The 18,029-nt window shown below is 63.4% G+C and carries 18 protein-coding genes; 16 read left to right on the top strand and 2 right to left on the bottom strand.

Annotated elements, in window-relative coordinates; translation table 11 throughout:
• Positions 1-9 precede the first annotated feature (9 nt).
• The 15 genes from paaG to P0Y58_16250 all read left to right on the top strand — a co-directional run bounded on the left by paaG (position 10) and on the right by P0Y58_16250 (position 15,220).
• Positions 10-801 (top strand): 2-(1,2-epoxy-1,2-dihydrophenyl)acetyl-CoA isomerase PaaG, encoded by a 792-nt coding sequence (gene paaG / locus P0Y58_16320; GenBank protein ID WEK28472.1) that lies wholly within the window; start codon positions 10-12, stop codon positions 799-801.
• A 2-nt stretch (positions 802-803) separates the two neighbouring features.
• A complete protein-coding gene (paaC, locus tag P0Y58_16315) occupies positions 804-2,321 on the top strand; it encodes a 3-hydroxyacyl-CoA dehydrogenase PaaC (protein ID WEK28471.1) in 1,518 nt (505 codons plus the stop codon).
• On the top strand, positions 2,314-2,754 hold the full coding sequence (paaI, locus tag P0Y58_16310) for a hydroxyphenylacetyl-CoA thioesterase PaaI (protein WEK28470.1): 441 nt from the start codon (positions 2,314-2,316) through the stop codon (positions 2,752-2,754). The genes paaC (P0Y58_16315) and paaI overlap by 8 nt, the downstream gene beginning before the upstream one ends.
• Complete coding sequence (gene pcaF, locus P0Y58_16305) at positions 2,747-3,967, top strand: 3-oxoadipyl-CoA thiolase (GenBank protein ID WEK28469.1); 1,221 nt, start codon at positions 2,747-2,749, stop codon at positions 3,965-3,967. Before paaI ends, pcaF begins: the two co-directional genes overlap by 8 nt.
• Before the next feature lie 121 nt (positions 3,968-4,088).
• Complete coding sequence (gene paaF, locus P0Y58_16300; GenBank protein ID WEK28468.1) at positions 4,089-5,408, top strand: phenylacetate--CoA ligase; 1,320 nt, start codon at positions 4,089-4,091, stop codon at positions 5,406-5,408.
• Between the two features lie 216 nt (positions 5,409-5,624).
• The gene (gene paaA / locus P0Y58_16295; GenBank protein ID WEK28467.1) at positions 5,625-6,614 is read left to right on the top strand and encodes a 1,2-phenylacetyl-CoA epoxidase subunit A; all 990 of its coding nucleotides are present in this window, start codon (positions 5,625-5,627) and stop codon (positions 6,612-6,614) included.
• 25 nt (positions 6,615-6,639) lie between these two features.
• The gene (gene paaB / locus P0Y58_16290; GenBank protein WEK28466.1) at positions 6,640-6,921 is read left to right on the top strand and encodes a 1,2-phenylacetyl-CoA epoxidase subunit B; all 282 of its coding nucleotides are present in this window, start codon (positions 6,640-6,642) and stop codon (positions 6,919-6,921) included.
• An 8-nt stretch (positions 6,922-6,929) separates the two neighbouring features.
• Complete coding sequence (paaC, locus tag P0Y58_16285; protein ID WEK28465.1) at positions 6,930-7,688, top strand: phenylacetate-CoA oxygenase subunit PaaC; 759 nt, start codon at positions 6,930-6,932, stop codon at positions 7,686-7,688.
• Positions 7,675-8,208 carry a phenylacetate-CoA oxygenase subunit PaaJ gene (paaJ, locus tag P0Y58_16280; protein WEK28464.1) on the top strand — a complete coding sequence of 178 codons (534 nt, stop codon included), beginning with the start codon at positions 7,675-7,677 and terminating at the stop codon, positions 8,206-8,208. Before paaC (P0Y58_16285) ends, paaJ begins: the two co-directional genes overlap by 14 nt.
• A 15-nt stretch (positions 8,209-8,223) precedes the next feature.
• Positions 8,224-9,300 carry a phenylacetate-CoA oxygenase/reductase subunit PaaK gene (gene paaK / locus P0Y58_16275; GenBank protein WEK28463.1) on the top strand — a complete coding sequence of 359 codons (1,077 nt, stop codon included), beginning with the start codon at positions 8,224-8,226 and terminating at the stop codon, positions 9,298-9,300.
• 171 nt (positions 9,301-9,471) lie between these two features.
• Positions 9,472-9,780 carry a DUF485 domain-containing protein gene (locus P0Y58_16270; GenBank protein ID WEK28462.1) on the top strand — a complete coding sequence of 103 codons (309 nt, stop codon included), beginning with the start codon at positions 9,472-9,474 and terminating at the stop codon, positions 9,778-9,780.
• Complete coding sequence (locus tag P0Y58_16265) at positions 9,777-11,339, top strand: cation acetate symporter (protein ID WEK28461.1); 1,563 nt, start codon at positions 9,777-9,779, stop codon at positions 11,337-11,339. Before P0Y58_16270 ends, P0Y58_16265 begins: the two co-directional genes overlap by 4 nt.
• A gap of 39 nt (positions 11,340-11,378) precedes the next feature.
• Positions 11,379-12,611 carry an OprD family porin gene (locus tag P0Y58_16260; GenBank protein ID WEK33344.1) on the top strand — a complete coding sequence of 411 codons (1,233 nt, stop codon included), beginning with the start codon at positions 11,379-11,381 and terminating at the stop codon, positions 12,609-12,611.
• Positions 12,612-12,647: 36 nt separating this feature from the next.
• Entirely contained in the window at positions 12,648-14,702 is a 2,055-nt protein-coding gene (gene paaZ / locus P0Y58_16255; GenBank protein WEK28460.1) for a phenylacetic acid degradation bifunctional protein PaaZ, read from the top strand.
• A gap of 218 nt (positions 14,703-14,920) precedes the next feature.
• Positions 14,921-15,220, top strand: a complete 300-nt coding sequence (locus P0Y58_16250; GenBank protein WEK28459.1) for a hypothetical protein — start codon at positions 14,921-14,923, stop codon at positions 15,218-15,220.
• Between the two features lie 32 nt (positions 15,221-15,252).
• On the opposite strand, the gene P0Y58_16245 is transcribed toward P0Y58_16250, so the two are convergent.
• The gene (locus P0Y58_16245; protein WEK28458.1) at positions 15,253-16,875 is read right to left on the bottom strand and encodes a hybrid sensor histidine kinase/response regulator; all 1,623 of its coding nucleotides are present in this window, start codon (positions 16,873-16,875) and stop codon (positions 15,253-15,255) included.
• A 116-nt stretch (positions 16,876-16,991) separates the two neighbouring features.
• On the opposite strand from P0Y58_16245, the gene P0Y58_16240 reads away from it, so the two are divergent.
• Positions 16,992-17,606 carry a response regulator transcription factor gene (locus tag P0Y58_16240; protein ID WEK28457.1) on the top strand — a complete coding sequence of 205 codons (615 nt, stop codon included), beginning with the start codon at positions 16,992-16,994 and terminating at the stop codon, positions 17,604-17,606.
• Positions 17,607-17,661: 55 nt separating this feature from the next.
• Here the strand turns inward: P0Y58_16240 and P0Y58_16235 are convergent, their stop codons facing one another.
• The gene (locus P0Y58_16235) at positions 17,662-17,931 is read right to left on the bottom strand and encodes a hypothetical protein (GenBank protein ID WEK28456.1); all 270 of its coding nucleotides are present in this window, start codon (positions 17,929-17,931) and stop codon (positions 17,662-17,664) included.
• Between the last annotated feature and the right edge of the window lie 98 nt (positions 17,932-18,029).

The following is an 18,029-nucleotide window of genomic DNA, read 5'->3' as shown; positions in this document are numbered from 1 at the left end:
GAGTCTGTCATGACTTTCCAGCACATCCTGTTTTCCATCGAGGACGGCGTCGCCCTCCTTTCTTTGAACCGCCCCGAGCAACTGAACAGCTTCAACACCGCCATGCACCTGGAAGTGCGCGAAGCACTCAAGCAGGTTCGCCAGAGCACTGATGCGCGGGTGCTGCTGCTGACGGCTGAAGGCCGCGGCTTCTGCGCCGGCCAGGACCTGTCCGACCGCAACGTTGCCCCAGGCGCCGAAATGCCTGACCTGGGCGAGTCGATCGACAAATTCTACAACCCCTTGGTGCGCACCTTGCGCGACCTGCCGCTGCCGGTGATCTGTGCGGTAAACGGTGTGGCCGCTGGCGCCGGTGCCAACATCCCGCTCGCCTGCGACGTGGTGCTGGCCGCCCGCTCGGCCAGCTTCATCCAGGCGTTTTGCAGGATCGGCCTGGTGCCGGATTCTGGCGGTACCTGGCTGTTGCCGCGCCTGGTCGGCATGGCGCGGGCAAAAGCCCTGGCCATGTTGGGCGAGCGCCTTGGCGCCGAGCAGGCTCAGCAATGGGGGCTGATCCATAGTGTGGTGGACGATGCTGCACTGCGTGACGAAGCCCTTACCCTCGCGCGTCAACTGGCCACCCAGCCCACCTATGGCCTGGCGCTGATCAAGCGCGGGCTCAATGCCAGCTTCGACAACGGCTTCGATGAACAGCTGGAACTCGAGCGCGACCTGCAGCGCCTGGCCGGGCGCAGCGAGGACTACCGTGAAGGCGTGAGCGCTTTCATGAACAAGCGCGCTCCTGCATTCAAGGGGTGCTGAACATGGGCGCACTCGCAAGCAATGTGCAAGTGGCGGTAATTGGCGCCGGCGCCATGGGGGCTGGCATCGCCCAGGTCGCGGCCCAGGCCGGTCACCCGGTGAAACTCTACGACAACCGCCCCGGGGCTGCCGCCCAGGCAGTGGCCGGTATTGACCGGCAGCTCGCCCGGCTCGTGGAAAAAGGGAAATTACAGGCCGTCGAGCGCGAAATGATCAGCCTCCGGTTGAGCCCGGTCGATACGCTCGACGCATTGGCTGATGCCGGCCTGGTGATCGAAGCCATCGTCGAGAACCTGCAGGTCAAGCAGGCGCTGTTCAGTCAGCTTGAAGCCCTGTGCGCGGCTGATTGCGTTATCGCCAGCAACACTTCGTCGCTCTCGATCACCAGCCTTGCTACCGGCCTTGCACGCCCGCAGCAAGTGGTCGGCATGCACTTCTTCAACCCGGCGCCGTTGATGGCGCTGGTCGAGGTGGTGTCGGGCCTGGCAACCGAACCTGCCGTGGCCGCCTGTATCTACGACACTGCCCGGGCCTGGGGCAAGCAGCCTGTACACACACGTTCGACACCCGGCTTTATCGTCAACCGAGTCGCGCGACCTTTCTATGCCGAAAGCCTGCGCCTGCTACAGGAAGGCGCAGCCGATTGTGCCAGCCTTGATGCACTGCTCCGTGATGCGGGTGGTTTCCGCATGGGCGCATTCGAGCTTACCGACCTGATCGGCCATGACGTCAACTACGCGGTGACTTGCTCGGTGTTCGATGCCTTCTATGGGGATTTCCGCTTTCAGCCGTCACTGGTTCAAAAGGAGCTGGTGGATGCCGGCCGCCTCGGCCGCAAGACGGGCCAAGGCTTCTATAGCTACGCCGACGGCGCGCAGCGCCCAGCGCCGGCTGAGCTGCACAGCCCTGCCAGCGCCGAAACCTGCGTTATCGAGGGGCACCTGGGTGTGCTGCAGCCACTGGTTGAGCGCCTGCGCCATAGCGGCATTGCCGTCACCCTGCGCGCCGGCAGCGGCGTGATCCTGGTCGGTGATGCCACCCTGGCATTGTCTGATGGACGCCTCGCCAGCCAGCGCGCACGTGAAGATGGCCTGCGCAACCTGGTGCTGCTCGATCTCGCGCTGAACTACAGCACTGCCTCGCGCATTGCCATCAGTTGGTCGGCCGACACCACCGAAAGCGCTCGCGACCAGGCGGTGGCCTTATTGCAGCGAGCCGGCTTCAAGGTCACTGCGGTCGCTGACCTGCCCGGATTGGTGGTGCTGCGTACTGTGGCAATGCTGGCCAACGAGGCCGCCGATGCCGTGCTACAGGGTGTCGGCAGCGCCGCTGACATCGACCTGGCCATGCGCGCCGGTGTCAATTATCCCTGCGGCCCGTTGGCCTGGGCTGCGCATATCGGTATTGCCCACACCCTGCGCGTGCTCGACAACCTGCAGCGCAGTTACGGCGAAAGCCGCTACCGCCCTTCTCTACTGCTGCGCCGCTGTGACGCCAAAGGAGGCACCCTGCATGACTGAACTCGAACTGGCACAAGCCTGTGCCGACGCCATGTATGCCCGCGACCCGGCCACCCAGGGTCTGGGCATCAGCCTGCTGGATGCCGGACCCGGCCGGGCAAGCCTGCGCATGCCGGTACGCGCCGACATGATCCAGGGCCACGGCACCTGCCATGGGGGCTTCCTGTTCGCACTGGCGGATTCGGCATTTGCCTTCGCCTGTAACAGCTACGACCAGGCCACCGTGGCGCTGGGCTGCAGCATTGACTACCTGGCCCCGGCCTTGCGCGATGACGTACTCACCGCCCACGCCAGCGAAGTAAGCCGCAAAGGCCGCACCGGCCTCTATGACGTGCGCATCGACAACCAGCGCGGTGAGTTGGTGGCGATGTTCCATGGCAAATCCTACAAAGTGCGCGGCACCGTGCTGGCGCAGGAGACGCAAGATGACTGAACCGACCCTCGCCGATGCATTGATCATCGACGCCGTGCGCACCCCCATTGGCCGCTATGCCGGGGCGTTGAGCAGCGTGCGTGCCGATGACCTGGCAGCCATCCCGCTCAAGGCGTTGATCCAGCGCCACCCCGAACTGGACTGGAAGGCCGTGGATGACGTCATTCTCGGCTGTGCCAACCAGGCCGGTGAAGACAACCGCAACGTGGCACACATGGCCAGCCTGCTGGCCGGGCTGCCACTTGAAGTGCCGGGGACCACGATCAACCGGCTGTGCGGCTCCGGCCTGGATGCCATCGGCAACGCGGCCCGCGCCCTGCGCTGCGGTGAAGCCGGGCTGATGCTGGCCGGCGGCGTGGAATCGATGTCGCGTGCGCCGTTTGTCATGGGTAAGTCGGAGCAGGCCTTTGGTCGCGCGGCCGAGCTTTTCGACACCACAATCGGCTGGCGTTTCGTCAACCCGCTGATGAAGGCCGCCTATGGCACCGATTCGATGCCGGAAACCGCCGAGAATGTGGCTGAACAGTTTGGCATTTCCCGTGCTGACCAGGATGCTTTTGCCCTGCGCAGCCAGCACAAGGCTGCGGCAGCTCAGGCCCGCGGCCGCCTGGCAGGGGAAATCGTGCCGGTCGAGATCCCGCAGCGCAAAGGCCCTGCCAAAGTGGTCGAGCACGACGAGCATCCGCGCAGCGATACCACGCTGGAACAACTGGCCCGCCTCGGCACGCCGTTCCGTGAAGGTGGCAGCGTCACCGCCGGCAATGCCTCCGGCGTCAACGACGGCGCCTGCGCCCTGCTGCTGGCAAGCCCCGCCGCTGCCCGCCGCCACGGCCTGAAGGCCCGTGGCCGTATCGTCGGCATGGCCGTGGCCGGGGTTGAGCCGCGGTTGATGGGGATCGGTCCGGTGCCGGCAACCCGAAAGGTACTTGAGCTCACGGGATTGTCACTGGCCGACCTCGACGTGATCGAGCTCAACGAGGCCTTCGCCGCCCAAGGCCTGGCAGTACTGCGCGAGCTGGGCCTGGCCGACGACGACCCCCGGGTCAACCGCAACGGCGGCGCCATCGCCCTCGGTCATCCGCTGGGCATGAGCGGCGCACGCCTGGTGACCACCGCACTGCACGAACTGGAGGAAACGGCCGGCCGCTATGCCCTGTGCACCATGTGCATCGGTGTTGGCCAGGGCATCGCCATGGTCATCGAACGCCTCTGAGCAGATCAGACCATCCGCTTGTTACCGAACCGAACGCAGCCGTATATGCTGCGCTCATGACACTCACCGCGCGGCCTGCAACTGCCGGCGCGCGGCGTACAAGAACAATTCGAGTGAAGCCATGAACATGTACCATGATGCCGACCGTGCCTTGTTGGACCCGATGGAAACTGCCAGCGTCGACGCCCTGCGCCAGCACCAGCTGGAGCGCCTGCGCTGGAGCCTGAAGCACGCCTACGACAACGTGCCGCTGTACCGCAAGCGCTTTGCCGAGTGCGGCGCCCACCCCGATGACCTCAATTGCCTGGAAGACCTGGCAAAGTTCCCCTTCACCGGCAAGAGCGACCTGCGCGACAACTACCCCTACGGCATGTTCGCCGTGCCCCAGGAAGAGGTGGTGCGCCTGCATGCCTCCAGTGGTACCACGGGCAAGCCGACGGTGGTCGGCTATACGCAGAACGACATCGACACTTGGGCCAATGTTGTCGCACGCTCGATTCGCGCTGCTGGCGGGCGCAAAGGCGACAAGGTGCATGTTTCTTACGGCTACGGGCTTTTCACTGGCGGCCTTGGCGCGCATTACGGTGCCGAACGCCTGGGCTGCACGGTCATACCGATGTCCGGCGGCCAGACCGAGAAGCAGGTGCAGCTGATTCGTGACTTCCAGCCTGACATCATCATGGTCACACCGTCGTACATGCTCAACCTGGCCGATGAGATCGAACGCCAGGGCATCGACCCGCATGGCCTCAAGCTGCGCCTGGGCATTTTCGGTGCCGAGCCATGGACCGATGAACTGCGCCGCTCGATCGAGCAGCGCCTGGGCATCAATGCCCTCGACATCTACGGCCTCTCGGAAATCATGGGCCCCGGGGTGGCAATGGAGTGCATCGAGACCAAGGACGGCCCGACCATCTGGGAAGACCACTTCTACCCCGAGATCATCGACCCGGCCACTGGCGAGGTATTGCCCGACGGCCAACTGGGCGAGCTGGTGTTTACCTCGTTAAGCAAGGAAGCGCTGCCAATGGTGCGCTACCGCACCCGCGACCTCACCCGCCTGCTGCCCGGCACCGCCAGGCCCATGCGGCGCATTGGCAAGATCACCGGGCGCAGCGACGACATGCTGATCATTCGTGGGGTCAACGTGTTCCCGACCCAGATCGAGGAACAGGTGTTAAAAATAAAACAGCTATCAGAAATGTATGAGATTCATCTGTATCGCAATGGCAACCTGGACAGCGTCGAGGTGCATGTGGAATTGCGCGCAGAGTGCCAGCACCTGGATGAAGGCCAGCGCAAGCTGGTGGTCGGAGAACTGAGCAAGCAGATCAAGACCTATATCGGCATCAGCACCCAGGTGCACCTGCAGCCCTGTGGCACGCTCAAGCGCTCCGAGGGCAAAGCTTGCCACGTGTTCGATAAACGGTTGGCCAGCTGATTCATTCAGCTGCCTTTTCGGCCCCGGCACTGTCCGGGGCTTTTTTTTGCGTGTGTTTTACCCATTCTGAGAGGTGCGCGATCCGTGTGGGAGCGGGTTTGGCCGCGAAGAGGTCCGAAAGCGATACACAAATCTTATTCGATACATATAAAACTGTTTGACGTTATGTTTTGTATCGCTTACAAATGACTCATGCCTCAGCAGGAGTCGCAGCACATGTACGCACAGCTAGTGGAAACCGGAGTCAAGCGCGTCAAGTCGCTGGAAGAAATGTCCCCCGAGGAACGCAACTTCCAGGAAAAGATCGACGCCGAAATCAAGATCGAAGCCAAGAACTGGATGCCCGAGGCCTACCGCCAGACCCTGATCCGGCAGATCTCCCAGCACGCACACTCGGAAATCGTCGGCATGCTGCCCGAAGGCAACTGGGTCACCCGCGCCCCTAGCCTCAAGCGCAAGCTGCAGCTGATGGCCAAGATCCAGGACGAAGCCGGCCACGGCTTGTACCTGTACAGCGCCATGGAAACCCTGGGCGCCGACCGCGACGAAGAAATCGGCAAGCTGCACAGCGGCAAAGCCAAGTATTCGAGCATCTTCAACTACCCCACCCTCAGCTGGGCCGACATGGGTGCAGTGGGCTGGCTGGTTGATGGCGCCGCAATCGTCAATCAGGTGGTGCTGCAGCGCACCTCCTATGGCCCTTACTCCCGCGCGATGGTCCGTATCTGCAAGGAAGAGAGCTTCCACCAGCGCCAGGGCTACGAAATCCTCCTGACCATGATGCGTCACGGCACCCAGGCCCAGCGCGACATGGTCCAGGACGCAATCAATCGCCTGTGGTGGCCATCGCTGATGATGTTCGGCCCCAGCGACGAACACTCCCCAAACAGCGCCCAGTCCATGGCCTGGAAGATCAAGCGCCAGACCAACGACGAACTGCGCCAGCGCTTCATCGACCAGACCGTGCCGCAGCTCGAACTGCTCGGCTGCAGCGCCCCCGACCCTGAGCTGAAGTGGAACGCCGAGCGCGGCCACTACGACTTCGGCGAAATCCAGTGGGACGAGTTCTACGAAGTGATCAAGGGCAACGGCCCGTGCAACCAGGAACGTGTCGCCACCCGCCGCAAGGCTATCGAGGACGGCGCCTGGGTACGCGAGGCCGCCGTGGCCTACGCGCGCAAGCAACAGAACAAGAACGCCGCCTGAGCGGCGATTGATGCGGAGATCGAAAATGTCTGTCTGGACCCTCTACGAAGTGTTCGTGCGCAGCAAGCACGGCCTTAACCACAAGCATGTCGGCAGCGTGCATGCCGCCGACGCCGCCATGGCCATCGAGAATGCCCGCGAGCTGTACACCCGCCGCAGCGAGGGCGTCAGCCTGTGGGTGGTGCCTTCGGCGCTGATCACCGCCTCTTCCCCTGACGAGAAAGACCCGCTGTTCGCCCCTTCGGACGACAAGGTCTACCGCCATGCCAGCTTCTACGAGCTGCCCGATGAAGTCGGACACATGTGAGGTTGACCATGCACAACGAAGCCCTTATCCCTTATCTGTTGTTGCTTGGTGACAGTGCGCTGGTTCAAGGCCAGCGCCTGTGCGAATGGTGTGGCCACGCCCCGGCCATCGAAGAAGAACTGGCCTTGATGAACGTTGGCCTTGACCTGGTCGGCCAGGCGCGCAACTGGCTGGAATACGCAGCCGAGCTGATTGACGACGGCCGCGACGCCGATGCCCTGGCCTTCCGCCGCGACGAGCGGGCTTACCGCAACCTGCTGCTGGTCGAGCAACCCAACGGCGATTTCGCCGTGACCATGACCAAGCAGTTCCTTTACGACGCCTGGTACTTCGCCGTGCTGAAGGGCCTGGCCGAGTCCAGCGATGAGCGTATCGCCGGTATCGCCGCCAAGGCACTCAAGGAAGTCACCTACCACCTGCGCCGCTCCAGCGAGTGGGTGCAGCGCCTGGGCGGCGGTACGGAAGAAAGCCGCCAACGCATGCTCGCCGCTGTTCCGGCATTGTGGCGCTTCACCGTCGAACTGACCGTCGCCAGCGACAACGAAGTGCGATTGGCCGAGGTGGGTATCGCTGCTGACCCGGCCGCCGTGGCTGCTGCCTGGCTCCAACAGGTGAGCGAGACCTTCGTTTCGGTCGACCTGCCGCTGCCCAAGGCTGCCAGCCACTTCTACCTGGACAGTCGCAAAGGCCTGCACACCGAGCACCTGGGCCTGCTGCTGGCCGAGATGCAGTTCCTGCCAAGAGCTTATCCCGATGCAACCTGGTGAGCTGATTGCCGGCGACCGTGGTGCGCGGGCGCCACGCGGCGGCGACCTGGCCCGGGCCTGGGAGGTTCTGGCCCAGGTCATGGACCCGGAAGTGCCTGTGGTCAGCGTGGTCGACCTGGGGATCGTCCGTGACCTCGACTGGCGCGCCGGCCATCTGCACCTGGTGGTCACGCCGACCTACTCCGGCTGCCCGGCGACCGAGGTGATCGAGGGCGATATCCGCCAGGCGCTGGAACAGGCGGGTTTCCCCGCACCGGACCTTGAGCGCCGCTTGACCCCGGCCTGGAGCACCGACTGGATCAGCGAGCTGGGCCGCGAGCGCCTGCGCATCTACGGCATCGCCCCGCCGCAAGGCAGCGCCAGCAAGCGCAGCCTGTTCGGTGACGCGCCCCAGGTGTGCTGCCCGCAGTGCGGCAGCGCCCATACCGAATTGCTCAGCCAGTTCGGTTCCACCGCTTGCAAGGCGCTGTACCGCTGCCGTGAGTGCCTGGAACCGTTCGACTATTTCAAATGCATTTGAGCCGTGGAGAACACCATGAGCCAGTTTCACAGCCTGACCATCAAGCAAGTGCGCAACGAAACCCGTGATGCGGTTTCGATCGCGTTCGACGTGCCTGAGCACCTGCAGGCGCAGTTCCGCTTCACCCAGGGCCAGTACCTGGTCATGCGTACGCAACTGGACAACGAAGAGGTCCGCCGCTCCTACTCCATCTGCAGCGCCGTGCAGGACGGAGAGCTACGTGTGGCCGTCAAACGCGTGCCCGGCGGGCGTTTCTCGGCGTTTGCCAATGATGTGCTCAAAGCCGGCCAGCAGCTGGAGGTGATGCCGCCATCCGGTAGCTTCTACGTGCCGCTGGACCCTGCCCGCCAGGGCAATTACCTGGGCGTGGCCGCCGGCAGCGGCATTACCCCGATCCTGTCGATCATTGCCACCACCCTGGACAGTGAACCGCGCAGCCGCTTCACCTTGCTGTACGGCAACCGTTCCAGCTCTGGTGCGTTGTTCCGCAACAAGCTGGAAGACCTGAAAAACCGCTACCTCGACCGCCTTAACCTGATTTTCGTGTTCAGCCGCGAGCAGCAGGACGTCGACCTGTACAACGGTCGCATCGATGCCGACAAGTGCGGCCAGTTGTTCTCGCGCTGGCTGGACGTTTCGGGCCTGGACGCGGCATTCATCTGCGGCCCCCAGGCGATGACCGAAACCGTGCGTGACAGCCTGCAGGCCAATGGCCTGGGCAAAGAGCGCATTCATTTCGAGCTGTTCGCCGCCGCCGGCAACGAAACCCGCCGCGAAGCCCGTGAGGCGGCACGCCAGGTGGATGCGGCGCTCAGCCACATTACCGTGATCAGCGACGGCCGTGCCCTCACCTTCGATTTGCCACGCAACACCCAGAACGTGCTGGACGCCGGCAATGCCATCGGCGCCGAGCTGCCCTACTCGTGCAAGGCCGGCGTGTGCTCGACCTGCAAGTGCCGGGTAATCGAGGGCGAAGTGGAAATGGACAGCAACCATGCCCTGGAAGACTACGAAGTGGCAGCTGGCTATGTGCTGTCGTGCCAGACCTACCCGGTGAGCGACAAGGTGGTGCTCGACTTCGACCAGCTCTGACACCGCGTCGCCTGCTTCGCGGGCGCGCCCGCTCCCACAGATAGAGCGTCGCGACCAGCCTTTATGGGGTCCCTGTGGGAGCGGGTTTACCCGCGAAGAGGCCATCAGCTGCACTGCAACACCCCGCGTGACCTCACAAAAAACAATTACAACACCAAGAGATCGCAACCCATGACACCCGAACGCATAGAAAGCATCGCCAACCACCCCGACTTCCAGCACCTGGTGCGGCGTAAACGCCGCCTCAACGGCAGCCTGACCCTGGCCATGCTGGTGATCTACTACGGCTTCGTCCTGCTGGTGGCGTTCTCTCCCAGCACCCTTGGCCAGTCCCTCAGCGGCGGCGTCACTACCGTCGGCATGCTGGTCGGTGTGCTGATGGTGCTGGTGTCTTTTGCCCTGACCGGCATCTACGTGCACCGCGCCAACAATGTGCTGGACCCGCTCAATGAAAAGGTCAAGCAGGAGTGCGCACAATGAACTGGACCGCCATCTCGATGTTCATGGTGTTCGTCTGTTTCACCCTGCTGGTCACGCGCTGGGCTGCCCTGCGCACCCGCTCTGCCAGCGACTTCTACACCGCAGGCGGCGGGCTGACCGGCATGCAGAACGGCCTGGCGATCGCTGGCGACATGATCAGCGCCGCCTCCTTCCTGGGCATTTCCGCGATGATGTTCATGAACGGCTATGACGGCCTGCTGTATGCCCTGGGCGTGCTGGCCGGCTGGCCGATCATTCTGTTCCTGATCGCCGAGCGCCTGCGCAACCTGGGCAAGTACACATTTGCCGACGTGGTCAGCTACCGCCTGGCGCAAACACCGGTGCGCCTGACTTCGGCGTTCGGCACCTTGGTCGTGGCATTGATGTACCTGGTGGCGCAGATGGTCGGCGCCGGCAAGCTGATCGAACTGTTGTTCGGTATCAGCTACTTGTACGCAGTGATGCTGGTCGGCGTGCTGATGGTTGCCTACGTCACCTTCGGCGGCATGCTCGCCACCACCTGGGTGCAGATCATCAAGGCGGTGATGCTGCTGTCGGGCACCAGTTTCATGGCCTTCATGGTGCTCAAGCATTTCGGCTTCAGCACCGAGGCCATGTTTGCCAGCGCTGTGGCCGTGCATGCCAAGGGCCAGGCGATCATGGCCCCGGGCGGCTTACTGTCCAACCCGGTAGATGCCATTTCTCTCGGCTTGGGCATGATGTTCGGCACCGCTGGCCTGCCGCATATCCTGATGCGCTTCTTCACGGTCAGTGACGCCAAGGAAGCACGCAAGAGCGTGTTCTACGCCACCGGCTTCATCGGTTACTTCTACCTGCTACTGATCATTGTCGGCTTTGGCGCCATCGTCATGGTCGGCACCGAGCCGTCCTACCGCGACGCGACCGGTGCAATCATTGGTGGCGGCAACATGATCGCCGTGCACCTGGCCCAGGCAGTTGGTGGCAACCTGTTCCTTGGCTTCATCTCTGCCGTGGCCTTCGCCACCATCCTGGCCGTGGTCGCCGGCCTGGCGCTGTCGGGTGCATCGGCGGTATCCCACGACCTGTATGCCTGCGTCATCCGCCAAGGCAAAGCCACGGAGCAGGAGGAAATGCGCGTATCGCGTATCGCCACCCTGCTGATCGGCCTGCTGGCGGTCATGCTCGGCCTGATGTTCGAGTCGCAGAACATTGCCTTCCTCTCCGGCCTGGTGCTGGCCGTGGCGGCCTCCGTCAACTTCCCGGTGCTGCTGCTCTCGATGTTCTGGAAAGGCCTGACCACACGCGGCGCGGTGTGCGGCAGCATGGCCGGCCTGGCCTCGGCGGTGTTGCTGGTGGTCCTGGGCCCGGCCGTGTGGGTCAACGTGCTGCATCACGAAACAGCGCTGTTCCCGTACAGCAACCCGGCGTTGTTCTCCATGAGCCTGGCATTCCTGAGTGCCTGGGTGTTCTCGGTGACCGACAGTTCCGAACGTGCCAGTGAAGAGCGTGGCCGCTACCTGGCCCAGTTCATCCGCTCCATGACCGGTATCGGTGCCGCCGGCGCCAGCAAGCACTGACCTCAAGGAAGAACAACCATGTCGGGTAAAACAACAACAATGAACCGCACGCACTTCATGTCAGCTGCCTGTCTGGCCACCCTCGCTTTGCCATTGCCAGCGCTGGCCGACTTCATCGGCGACAGCCACGCGCGCCTGGAGCTGCGCAACCACTACATCAATCGCGACTTCCGTCAAAGCAATGCCCCCCAGGCAAAGGCGGAGGAATGGGGTCAGGGCTTTACCGCCAAGCTGGAATCGGGCTTCACCGAGGGCCCGGTCGGTTTCGGTGTCGACGCCATGGGGCAGCTGGGCATCAAGCTCGACTCCAGCCGCGACCGCCGCAACACCGGGCTACTGCCCTTCGGCCCAAACAGCCACGAACCCGTCGACGACTACAGCGAGCTGGGCCTCACCGGCAAGGTACGCGTCTCCAAGAGCACCCTGCGCCTGGGCACGCTGCAACCGATCTTGCCGGTGGTGGTATACAACGACACCCGCCTGCTGGCGTCCACCTTCCAGGGCGGCCTGCTGACCAGCCAGGACCTTGAAGGCCTTACCTTCAACGCCGGCCGCCTGACCAAGGCGAACCTGCGCGATTCCTCGGGGCGCGACGATATTGGCTATGGCGCTGCCAGCAGCGACCACCTGGACTTTGGCGGTGGCAGCTACGCCATCACCCCGCAAACCAGCGTCAGCTACTACTACGCCAAGCTCGAAGACATCTACCGCCAGCAGTTTTTCGGCCTGATCGACACCCGCCCGCTGGCCGAAGGCATAAGCCTGCGCAGCGATCTGCGTTACTTCGACAGCCGTAACGATGGCGCCGAGCGCGCCGGCAACATCGACAACCGCAACTTCAACGCCATGTTCACCCTGGGCGTGCGGGCCCACAAGTTCACGGCCACCTGGCAGCAAATGTCGGGCGACAGTGCCTTCCCGTTCGTCAACGGCGGCGACCCGTTCACCGTCAACCTGGTGACCTACAACACCTTCACCCGCGCCGGGCTGGACTCCTGGCAAGTGCGCTACGACTACGACTTTGTTGCGATGGGCATCCCCGGCCTGAGCTTCATGACGCGCTACACCGACGGCCGCCACGCCGAAACCGCCACGGTCAGCAATGGCCGCGAACGTGAGCGCGACACCGACATCACCTACGTCATCCAGAGCGGTCCGTTCAAGGACGTCAGCCTGCGCTGGCGCAACGTCACCTTCCGTTCCGGCAATGGCCTGACCAACGCTGTGGACGAAAACCGCCTGATCATCGGCTACACCCTGGCGCTGTGGTAACAGCGCCCCCTACATTTGAACAGCATGGAGAACAGCATGTCTGCCGCCCCTACTCTGCAAAGCTTCATCGCCGGCCGCTGGCTTGGCCAGCACGGCGCCCAGGCCCTGCGCAGCGCCCTTGACGGCCACGTAATCGCGTACAGCCACGAGGAACGCCCGGACTTCGCCGAAGCCGTGGACTTTGCCCGTGCCCGCGGCCTGGCCAGCCTGATGGCCATGGACTTCCAGCAACGCGCTGCACGCCTCAAGGCGCTCGCCCTGTACCTGGCCGAGCGCAAGGAACAGCTCTACGCCCTGTCCCACCATAGCGGCGCCACCCGCGCCGACAGCTGGATCGACATCGAAGGCGGTAACGCCACGTTGTTCTCTTATGCCGGCATCGGCAGCCGCGAGCTACCGTCGGGCAACCTGGTGCACGAAGGCCCGGCCATCGCGCTGGGCAAGCAGGGCCACTTCGCCGGCAGCCACATCCTGGTGCCGCGCGCAGGGGTGGTGGTGCACATCAACGCCTTCAACTTCCCGATCTGGGGCATGCTGGAGAAGTTCGCCCCGACTTTCCTGGCGGGCATGCCGTGCATCGTCAAACCGGCTACTTCCACCAGCTACCTGACCGAAGCTGTGGTACGCCTGATGAATGCCTCCGGCTTGCTGCCAGAGGGCAGCCTGCAGCTGGTGATTGGCGGCACCGGCGACCTGCTCGATCGCCTGCAAGGCCAGGATGTGGTGACGTTCACCGGCTCTGCCGACACCGCCGCCAAACTGCGCGTCACGCCCAACCTGATCCGTAACTCGGTACCCTTCACTGCAGAAGCCGACTCGCTGAACTGCGCCATTCTCGGCCCGGATGTGACCCCGGACAGCGAAGAGTTCGACCTGTACATCAAGGAGGTGGTGCGTGAAATGACCACCAAGGCCGGGCAAAAATGCACCGCCATCCGCCGCGCCATCGTCCCGGCCAAACATATCGACGCGGTGGCCACCCGCTTGCGCGAGCGGTTGAGCAAGGTGGTGGTCGGTGACCCGTCGCTGGAAGGTGTACGCATGGGCGCGCTGGCCTCCCACGACCAGCAGCACGACGTGGCCGAGCGGGTGCGCAGCCTGCTACAGAGCTGCGACCAGCTGTTCGGCGCCAGCGATGGCTTCGCTCCGCGTGGTGAGGGCGTGGCCGAGGGCGCATTCTTTGCCCCGACCCTGCTGCTGGCCCGCGACCCGCATGCCGAGGGCGGCGCCCACGATATTGAAGCGTTCGGCCCGGTCAGCACGCTGATGGCCTACGACGACCTGGATGAAGCCCTGGCGCTGGCTGCCCGAGGCAAAGGCAGCCTGGTGGCGACCTTGGTCACCGCGGACCGCAGTGTGGCCGCCAAGGCCATTCCGGTGGCGGCAGCCTGGCATGGCCGCCTGCTGGTACTGGACAGCGAAGCCGCCAAGGAGTCCACCGGCCACGGCTCGCCACTGCCGCAGCTCAAGCACGGCGGGCCAGGCCGGGCCGGCGGCGGTGAGGAGCTGGGCGGCCTGCGCGCGGTCAAACACTACCTGCAGCGCGCCGCAGTACAGGGTTCGCCGAGCATGCTCACGGCTGTCACTGGCGAATACGTGCGCGGTGGCGAAGTGATCGAGACCGAAGTGCACCCGTTCCGCCGCTACTTCGAGCAGTTGCGCATCGGCGAATCGCTCCTTACCCACCGCCGCACCGTCACCGAAGCCGACCTGGTCAACTTTGGCTGCCTGTCGGGTGATCACTTCTACATGCACTTTGACGAGATCGCGGCCAAGGAATCGCAGTTCGGCAAGCGCATTGCCCATGGCTATTTCGTGCTGTCGGCGGCTGCGGGCCTGTTCGTGTCGCCCGGTGCCGGGCCGGTGCTGGCCAACTATGGGCTGGATACCCTGCGCTTCATCAACCCGGTGGGTATCGGCGATACCATCCAGGCGCGGCTGACCTGCAAGCGCAAGATCGACCAGGGCAAGACCAGCCCGCTGGGCCAGCCGCAGGGTGTTGTGGCGTGGGATGTGGAAGTGACCAACCAGCTAGGCGAACTGGTGGCCAGTTATGACATCCTGACCCTGGTGTTGAAACAGCCGAAGTAATGTATTGATGCTACCGGCCTCTTCGCGGGCGTGCCCGCTCCCACAGGTAAAGCGCAACTGCTGGAAACTGTGCAGTCCCTGTGGGAGCGGGCAAGCCCGCGAAAAGGCCGGCGAGGTGTACATAAAGGCCAAGGGCCATCTCGTACATCTGCCCTAATCGCCCACCTCGTCCCTCGGCGTTATAGTCCAGCGATAACAACGCCAAGGAAGCCCTCATCATGCACCCCTTCAAGTTCGCCCTCAGTGCCGCCCTGCTGGTCGGCGTCACCGGCTGCCAGACCATCAAACCTTCCGAAGACACGCTCAAGCAGCGCACCGAGTTCGTCCTCAACACCAAGGTCTCGAAAGTGGCCGATGTGCGCAATGACAGCACCATCACCTACTACACCGCCACCACCGCAAAAGGCCAGTACGAGTGCCAGATGCCCAGCGGCGGCATCGTCGCCGTGGCCGGCATGGGCCTGTATGAGCCCACGCCGTCGTGCATGAAGGAAGGTCAGGCCATCATCCTGCAATAACCCACGCACAGCGCTTGCGCCCCCGCGCCGGCCTATATGGCCGGCGCCGCAGGCTCGTCTCGCAACGCGCGCAGGGCCGCTCGCAACTCGGCAGGGCGCACCGGTTTGGAAAGCACGGCGATATTACGCTCATGCACCACTGCCTGAATCTTCTCCGGGTCATGCCCGGTCATGATCAACGCAGGTACTTCCCAGCCGCGCTGGGCCCGCAGCCGGTCGATGCAGTCCACACCGGTAGCCTCCTGCCCCAAGTCATAATCGGCGACGATGACCTCACAATCACTGCTCAAACCAGCTGGCGAACTGTGCGCCTCCACTTCGCAACCCCAGCGCTGCAGCAGCGCCGATGTCGCCCGCAGCACGTTACGGTCGTCTTCCACCAGGCACACCCGCAGCCCGCCAAGCAGGCCAGGGGCTGCCGAGGCGCACTCGTTCTTCCCCAAGGTTGGTTGCGTAGCCAACTGCGGCAAGCCTTGCAGCCGTACCGCAGTGCCATGACCCAATCGCGAACGCAACTGGACCTCCAGGCCCATCAGATGCCCCAACCGCCGCACAATCGACAAACCCAGGCCCACCCCCTCGACATCGTTGTCGCGGACCTGGCGCACGCGGTAGAACTCTTCAAACACCAACCGCTGCTGCGCTTCGTCTATGCCCCGACCCTGGTCGTAGACAACAATGGCAAGGCCTTTGCCGCAGCGCCGTACCGCCAGCAGCAGCGGGCGATGAGCCGCATACTTGAAGCAGTTGGACAATACGTTCTGCACCATGGTGGCCAGCATGCCGCGGTCGGCACACGTCCAGTACGTGCAGGGCCGCAAGCGTATCTCCACACCGGCCCAGCGCGCGGCCTCGGTGTTCTGGCGCACCAGTTCAGCCAGAAAACCAGCCAGGGCGAATGTTTCGCTGCGCGGTTGCACGCGCCCGTTGTCCAAGGTGTAGAGGTCGAGAATCGAGCGAAACAGCTGCGATACGTTGAGCAGCGAGCGGTCGATGCTGTCCACCAGCCGCCGCTCCTCTTCGCCCAACTGCGCCTCACGCAGGCACGCCGTGAACAAGCCGATGGAATGAATAGGCTGGCGCAGGTCATGGCTGGCCTGGGCCAGGAAGCGGGACTTCTCGCGGTTGGCCGCCGCAGCCTGTTCCGAGGCCTTGCGCGTGCGCTCCAGCAGCAGGTGCGCATAGATCGGGATAACCGTACTGGTAGTGAGCAGCATCAGCACCATGAACGGGTTGGCCTGCCAGTAGGGCGTGATCTGGTAAACCACCAGCAACGCCACCAGCGCCAGCACGGTGGCAATCGCCAGGTAGCGCGAGCCGAAGCGCATGCCGTTGCCCAGGTTCACCCACACCATCACCGCATAGATCGGCAGCGCCGCCTCGCCACCGACCACCAGGCCGAAGCAGGTGCCGGTGTAGTCATGCACCATACCCAGCACGCGACGCCAGGGGTAATTGCCGGGCCAATGGGCAATAGCCTGGCGAAAAACGATCGACACCAGCACAAAGCCGCTGATGTAGTAGATGACCGGCAGGTACGGCGCATGCGAGTTGCCCGGCAGAAAGCCCAGCACAGTCATGTAGACCAGGGCACAGCAGGCGACGATGACCCGCAGGTTGGCTTGATCAAGTTCGTTGTTGTTATCCGGTTCCATGGCCAGTGTCCTTGTGCGCGGGGTCGCATTGCTGCCATCCGTGGGCAGCACCCTCTATCCGTGGCTGCTAAATTAGCATGGTCTACCAAATCCTCGGCTACAGGGAGTTGCCAGGCGTGACGTGTCGCATCATTGTGGCGGATGACCATCCGTTGTTCAGGGAGGCCCTGGCGCGCACTGTGCAGCGCGTAGTTCCGGGTGCCTGCATAGAGGAAGCCGGCGATCTGGATGAAGTGCTGGCCTTGGCCGATACTGGCGAGGCACCAGATACCCTGATCCTGGACCTGCGTTTTCCTGGGCTGGCGGATATCCAGTGCCTTGCACGCTTACGTCAACAGTTTCGACGCACCACGCTGATCATCGTATCGATGGTCGATGACCCCGCTATTATCGAGCAGGTAATGGCGAGTGGCGTAGATGGGTTCATTGGCAAAAGCATTGCCGCAGACGAGATCGGCGCGGCCATTCTTGCCGTGCGCGATGGCGAAGTGCTGGTAAAGTACGCGCCTTCAGGCTTGCTGCCCAACCTCGCCAGCGATAGCGCTGCGGAGCAACTTACGCAGCGTCAGCATGAAGTCCTGCAATTGATTGCCCAAGGCAAGACCAACAAGGAAATTGCCAAGGCTCTGGATATCTCGCCGTTTACCGTACGCATCCATGTATCGTCACTGCTCAAGGCGCTTGGGGTAAGTTCTCGTACTGCGGCTGCGGTGAAATATACCGGCAGCTGACACCGTTGGTCAGCGACTGCCGGCATTCGAGACGAGCATTGCGCGAAAGTTGGGCTTACACCATCGCTGCCGGGTCTCCTACAGACTGGTTCGGCTTGCTTCCCGAAATACGCCAGCTAACGGCGGTAATCCCGTAGCGTTCGGCCATCGGGCGGCTGATCTTCCTGACTTTTTCACGCCCGAACTTGGGAATGATGCCAATGCCCGCATCGCAACTTGCCCAATGCCAGGCCTCGGCATTGTCCAGGCGTTCAAGACGAATGATGAAACTGCGCGGCTGGCCATGCAGTTGGTAATCGATGATGTACAGCTGTGGGCTGGGCATCGCAGGGGCCTCCTCTTCTCCATGGATGACACCTGATTGATCGGGGTGTAGCCAGAAAATTCAAAGTTTTGTCGAACAATTGGCACCAGTGGCATTTT

Source organism: Candidatus Pseudomonas phytovorans (assembly GCA_029202525.1).
Lineage (GTDB): Bacteria > Pseudomonadota > Gammaproteobacteria > Pseudomonadales > Pseudomonadaceae > Aquipseudomonas > Aquipseudomonas phytovorans.
This window is presented reverse-complemented; position numbering and strand designations above follow the sequence as displayed.

Bases quoted from the DNA above. Each gene is read 5' to 3' on its own strand.
- paaI (WEK28470.1), top strand. From the start codon at position 2,314: ATGACTGAACTCGAACTGGCACAAGCCTGTGCCGACGCCATGTATGCC.
- P0Y58_16250 (WEK28459.1), top strand. From the start codon at position 14,921: ATGCACCCCTTCAAGTTCGCCCTCAGTGCCGCCCTGCTGGTCGGCGTC.
- paaG (WEK28472.1), top strand. From the start codon at position 10: ATGACTTTCCAGCACATCCTGTTTTCCATCGAGGACGGCGTCGCCCTC.
- paaA (WEK28467.1), top strand. From the start codon at position 5,625: ATGTACGCACAGCTAGTGGAAACCGGAGTCAAGCGCGTCAAGTCGCTG.
- pcaF (WEK28469.1), top strand. From the start codon at position 2,747: ATGACTGAACCGACCCTCGCCGATGCATTGATCATCGACGCCGTGCGC.
- P0Y58_16245 (WEK28458.1), bottom strand. From the start codon at position 16,875: ATGGAACCGGATAACAACAACGAACTTGATCAAGCCAACCTGCGGGTC.
- paaK (WEK28463.1), top strand. From the start codon at position 8,224: ATGAGCCAGTTTCACAGCCTGACCATCAAGCAAGTGCGCAACGAAACC.
- P0Y58_16235 (WEK28456.1), bottom strand. From the start codon at position 17,931: ATGCCCAGCCCACAGCTGTACATCATCGATTACCAACTGCATGGCCAG.
- paaZ (WEK28460.1), top strand. From the start codon at position 12,648: ATGTCTGCCGCCCCTACTCTGCAAAGCTTCATCGCCGGCCGCTGGCTT.
- paaC (WEK28471.1), top strand. From the start codon at position 804: ATGGGCGCACTCGCAAGCAATGTGCAAGTGGCGGTAATTGGCGCCGGC.
- P0Y58_16260 (WEK33344.1), top strand. From the start codon at position 11,379: ATGAACCGCACGCACTTCATGTCAGCTGCCTGTCTGGCCACCCTCGCT.
- paaC (WEK28465.1), top strand. From the start codon at position 6,930: ATGCACAACGAAGCCCTTATCCCTTATCTGTTGTTGCTTGGTGACAGT.
- paaF (WEK28468.1), top strand. From the start codon at position 4,089: ATGAACATGTACCATGATGCCGACCGTGCCTTGTTGGACCCGATGGAA.
- paaB (WEK28466.1), top strand. From the start codon at position 6,640: ATGTCTGTCTGGACCCTCTACGAAGTGTTCGTGCGCAGCAAGCACGGC.
- paaJ (WEK28464.1), top strand. From the start codon at position 7,675: ATGCAACCTGGTGAGCTGATTGCCGGCGACCGTGGTGCGCGGGCGCCA.
- P0Y58_16265 (WEK28461.1), top strand. From the start codon at position 9,777: ATGAACTGGACCGCCATCTCGATGTTCATGGTGTTCGTCTGTTTCACC.
- P0Y58_16270 (WEK28462.1), top strand. From the start codon at position 9,472: ATGACACCCGAACGCATAGAAAGCATCGCCAACCACCCCGACTTCCAG.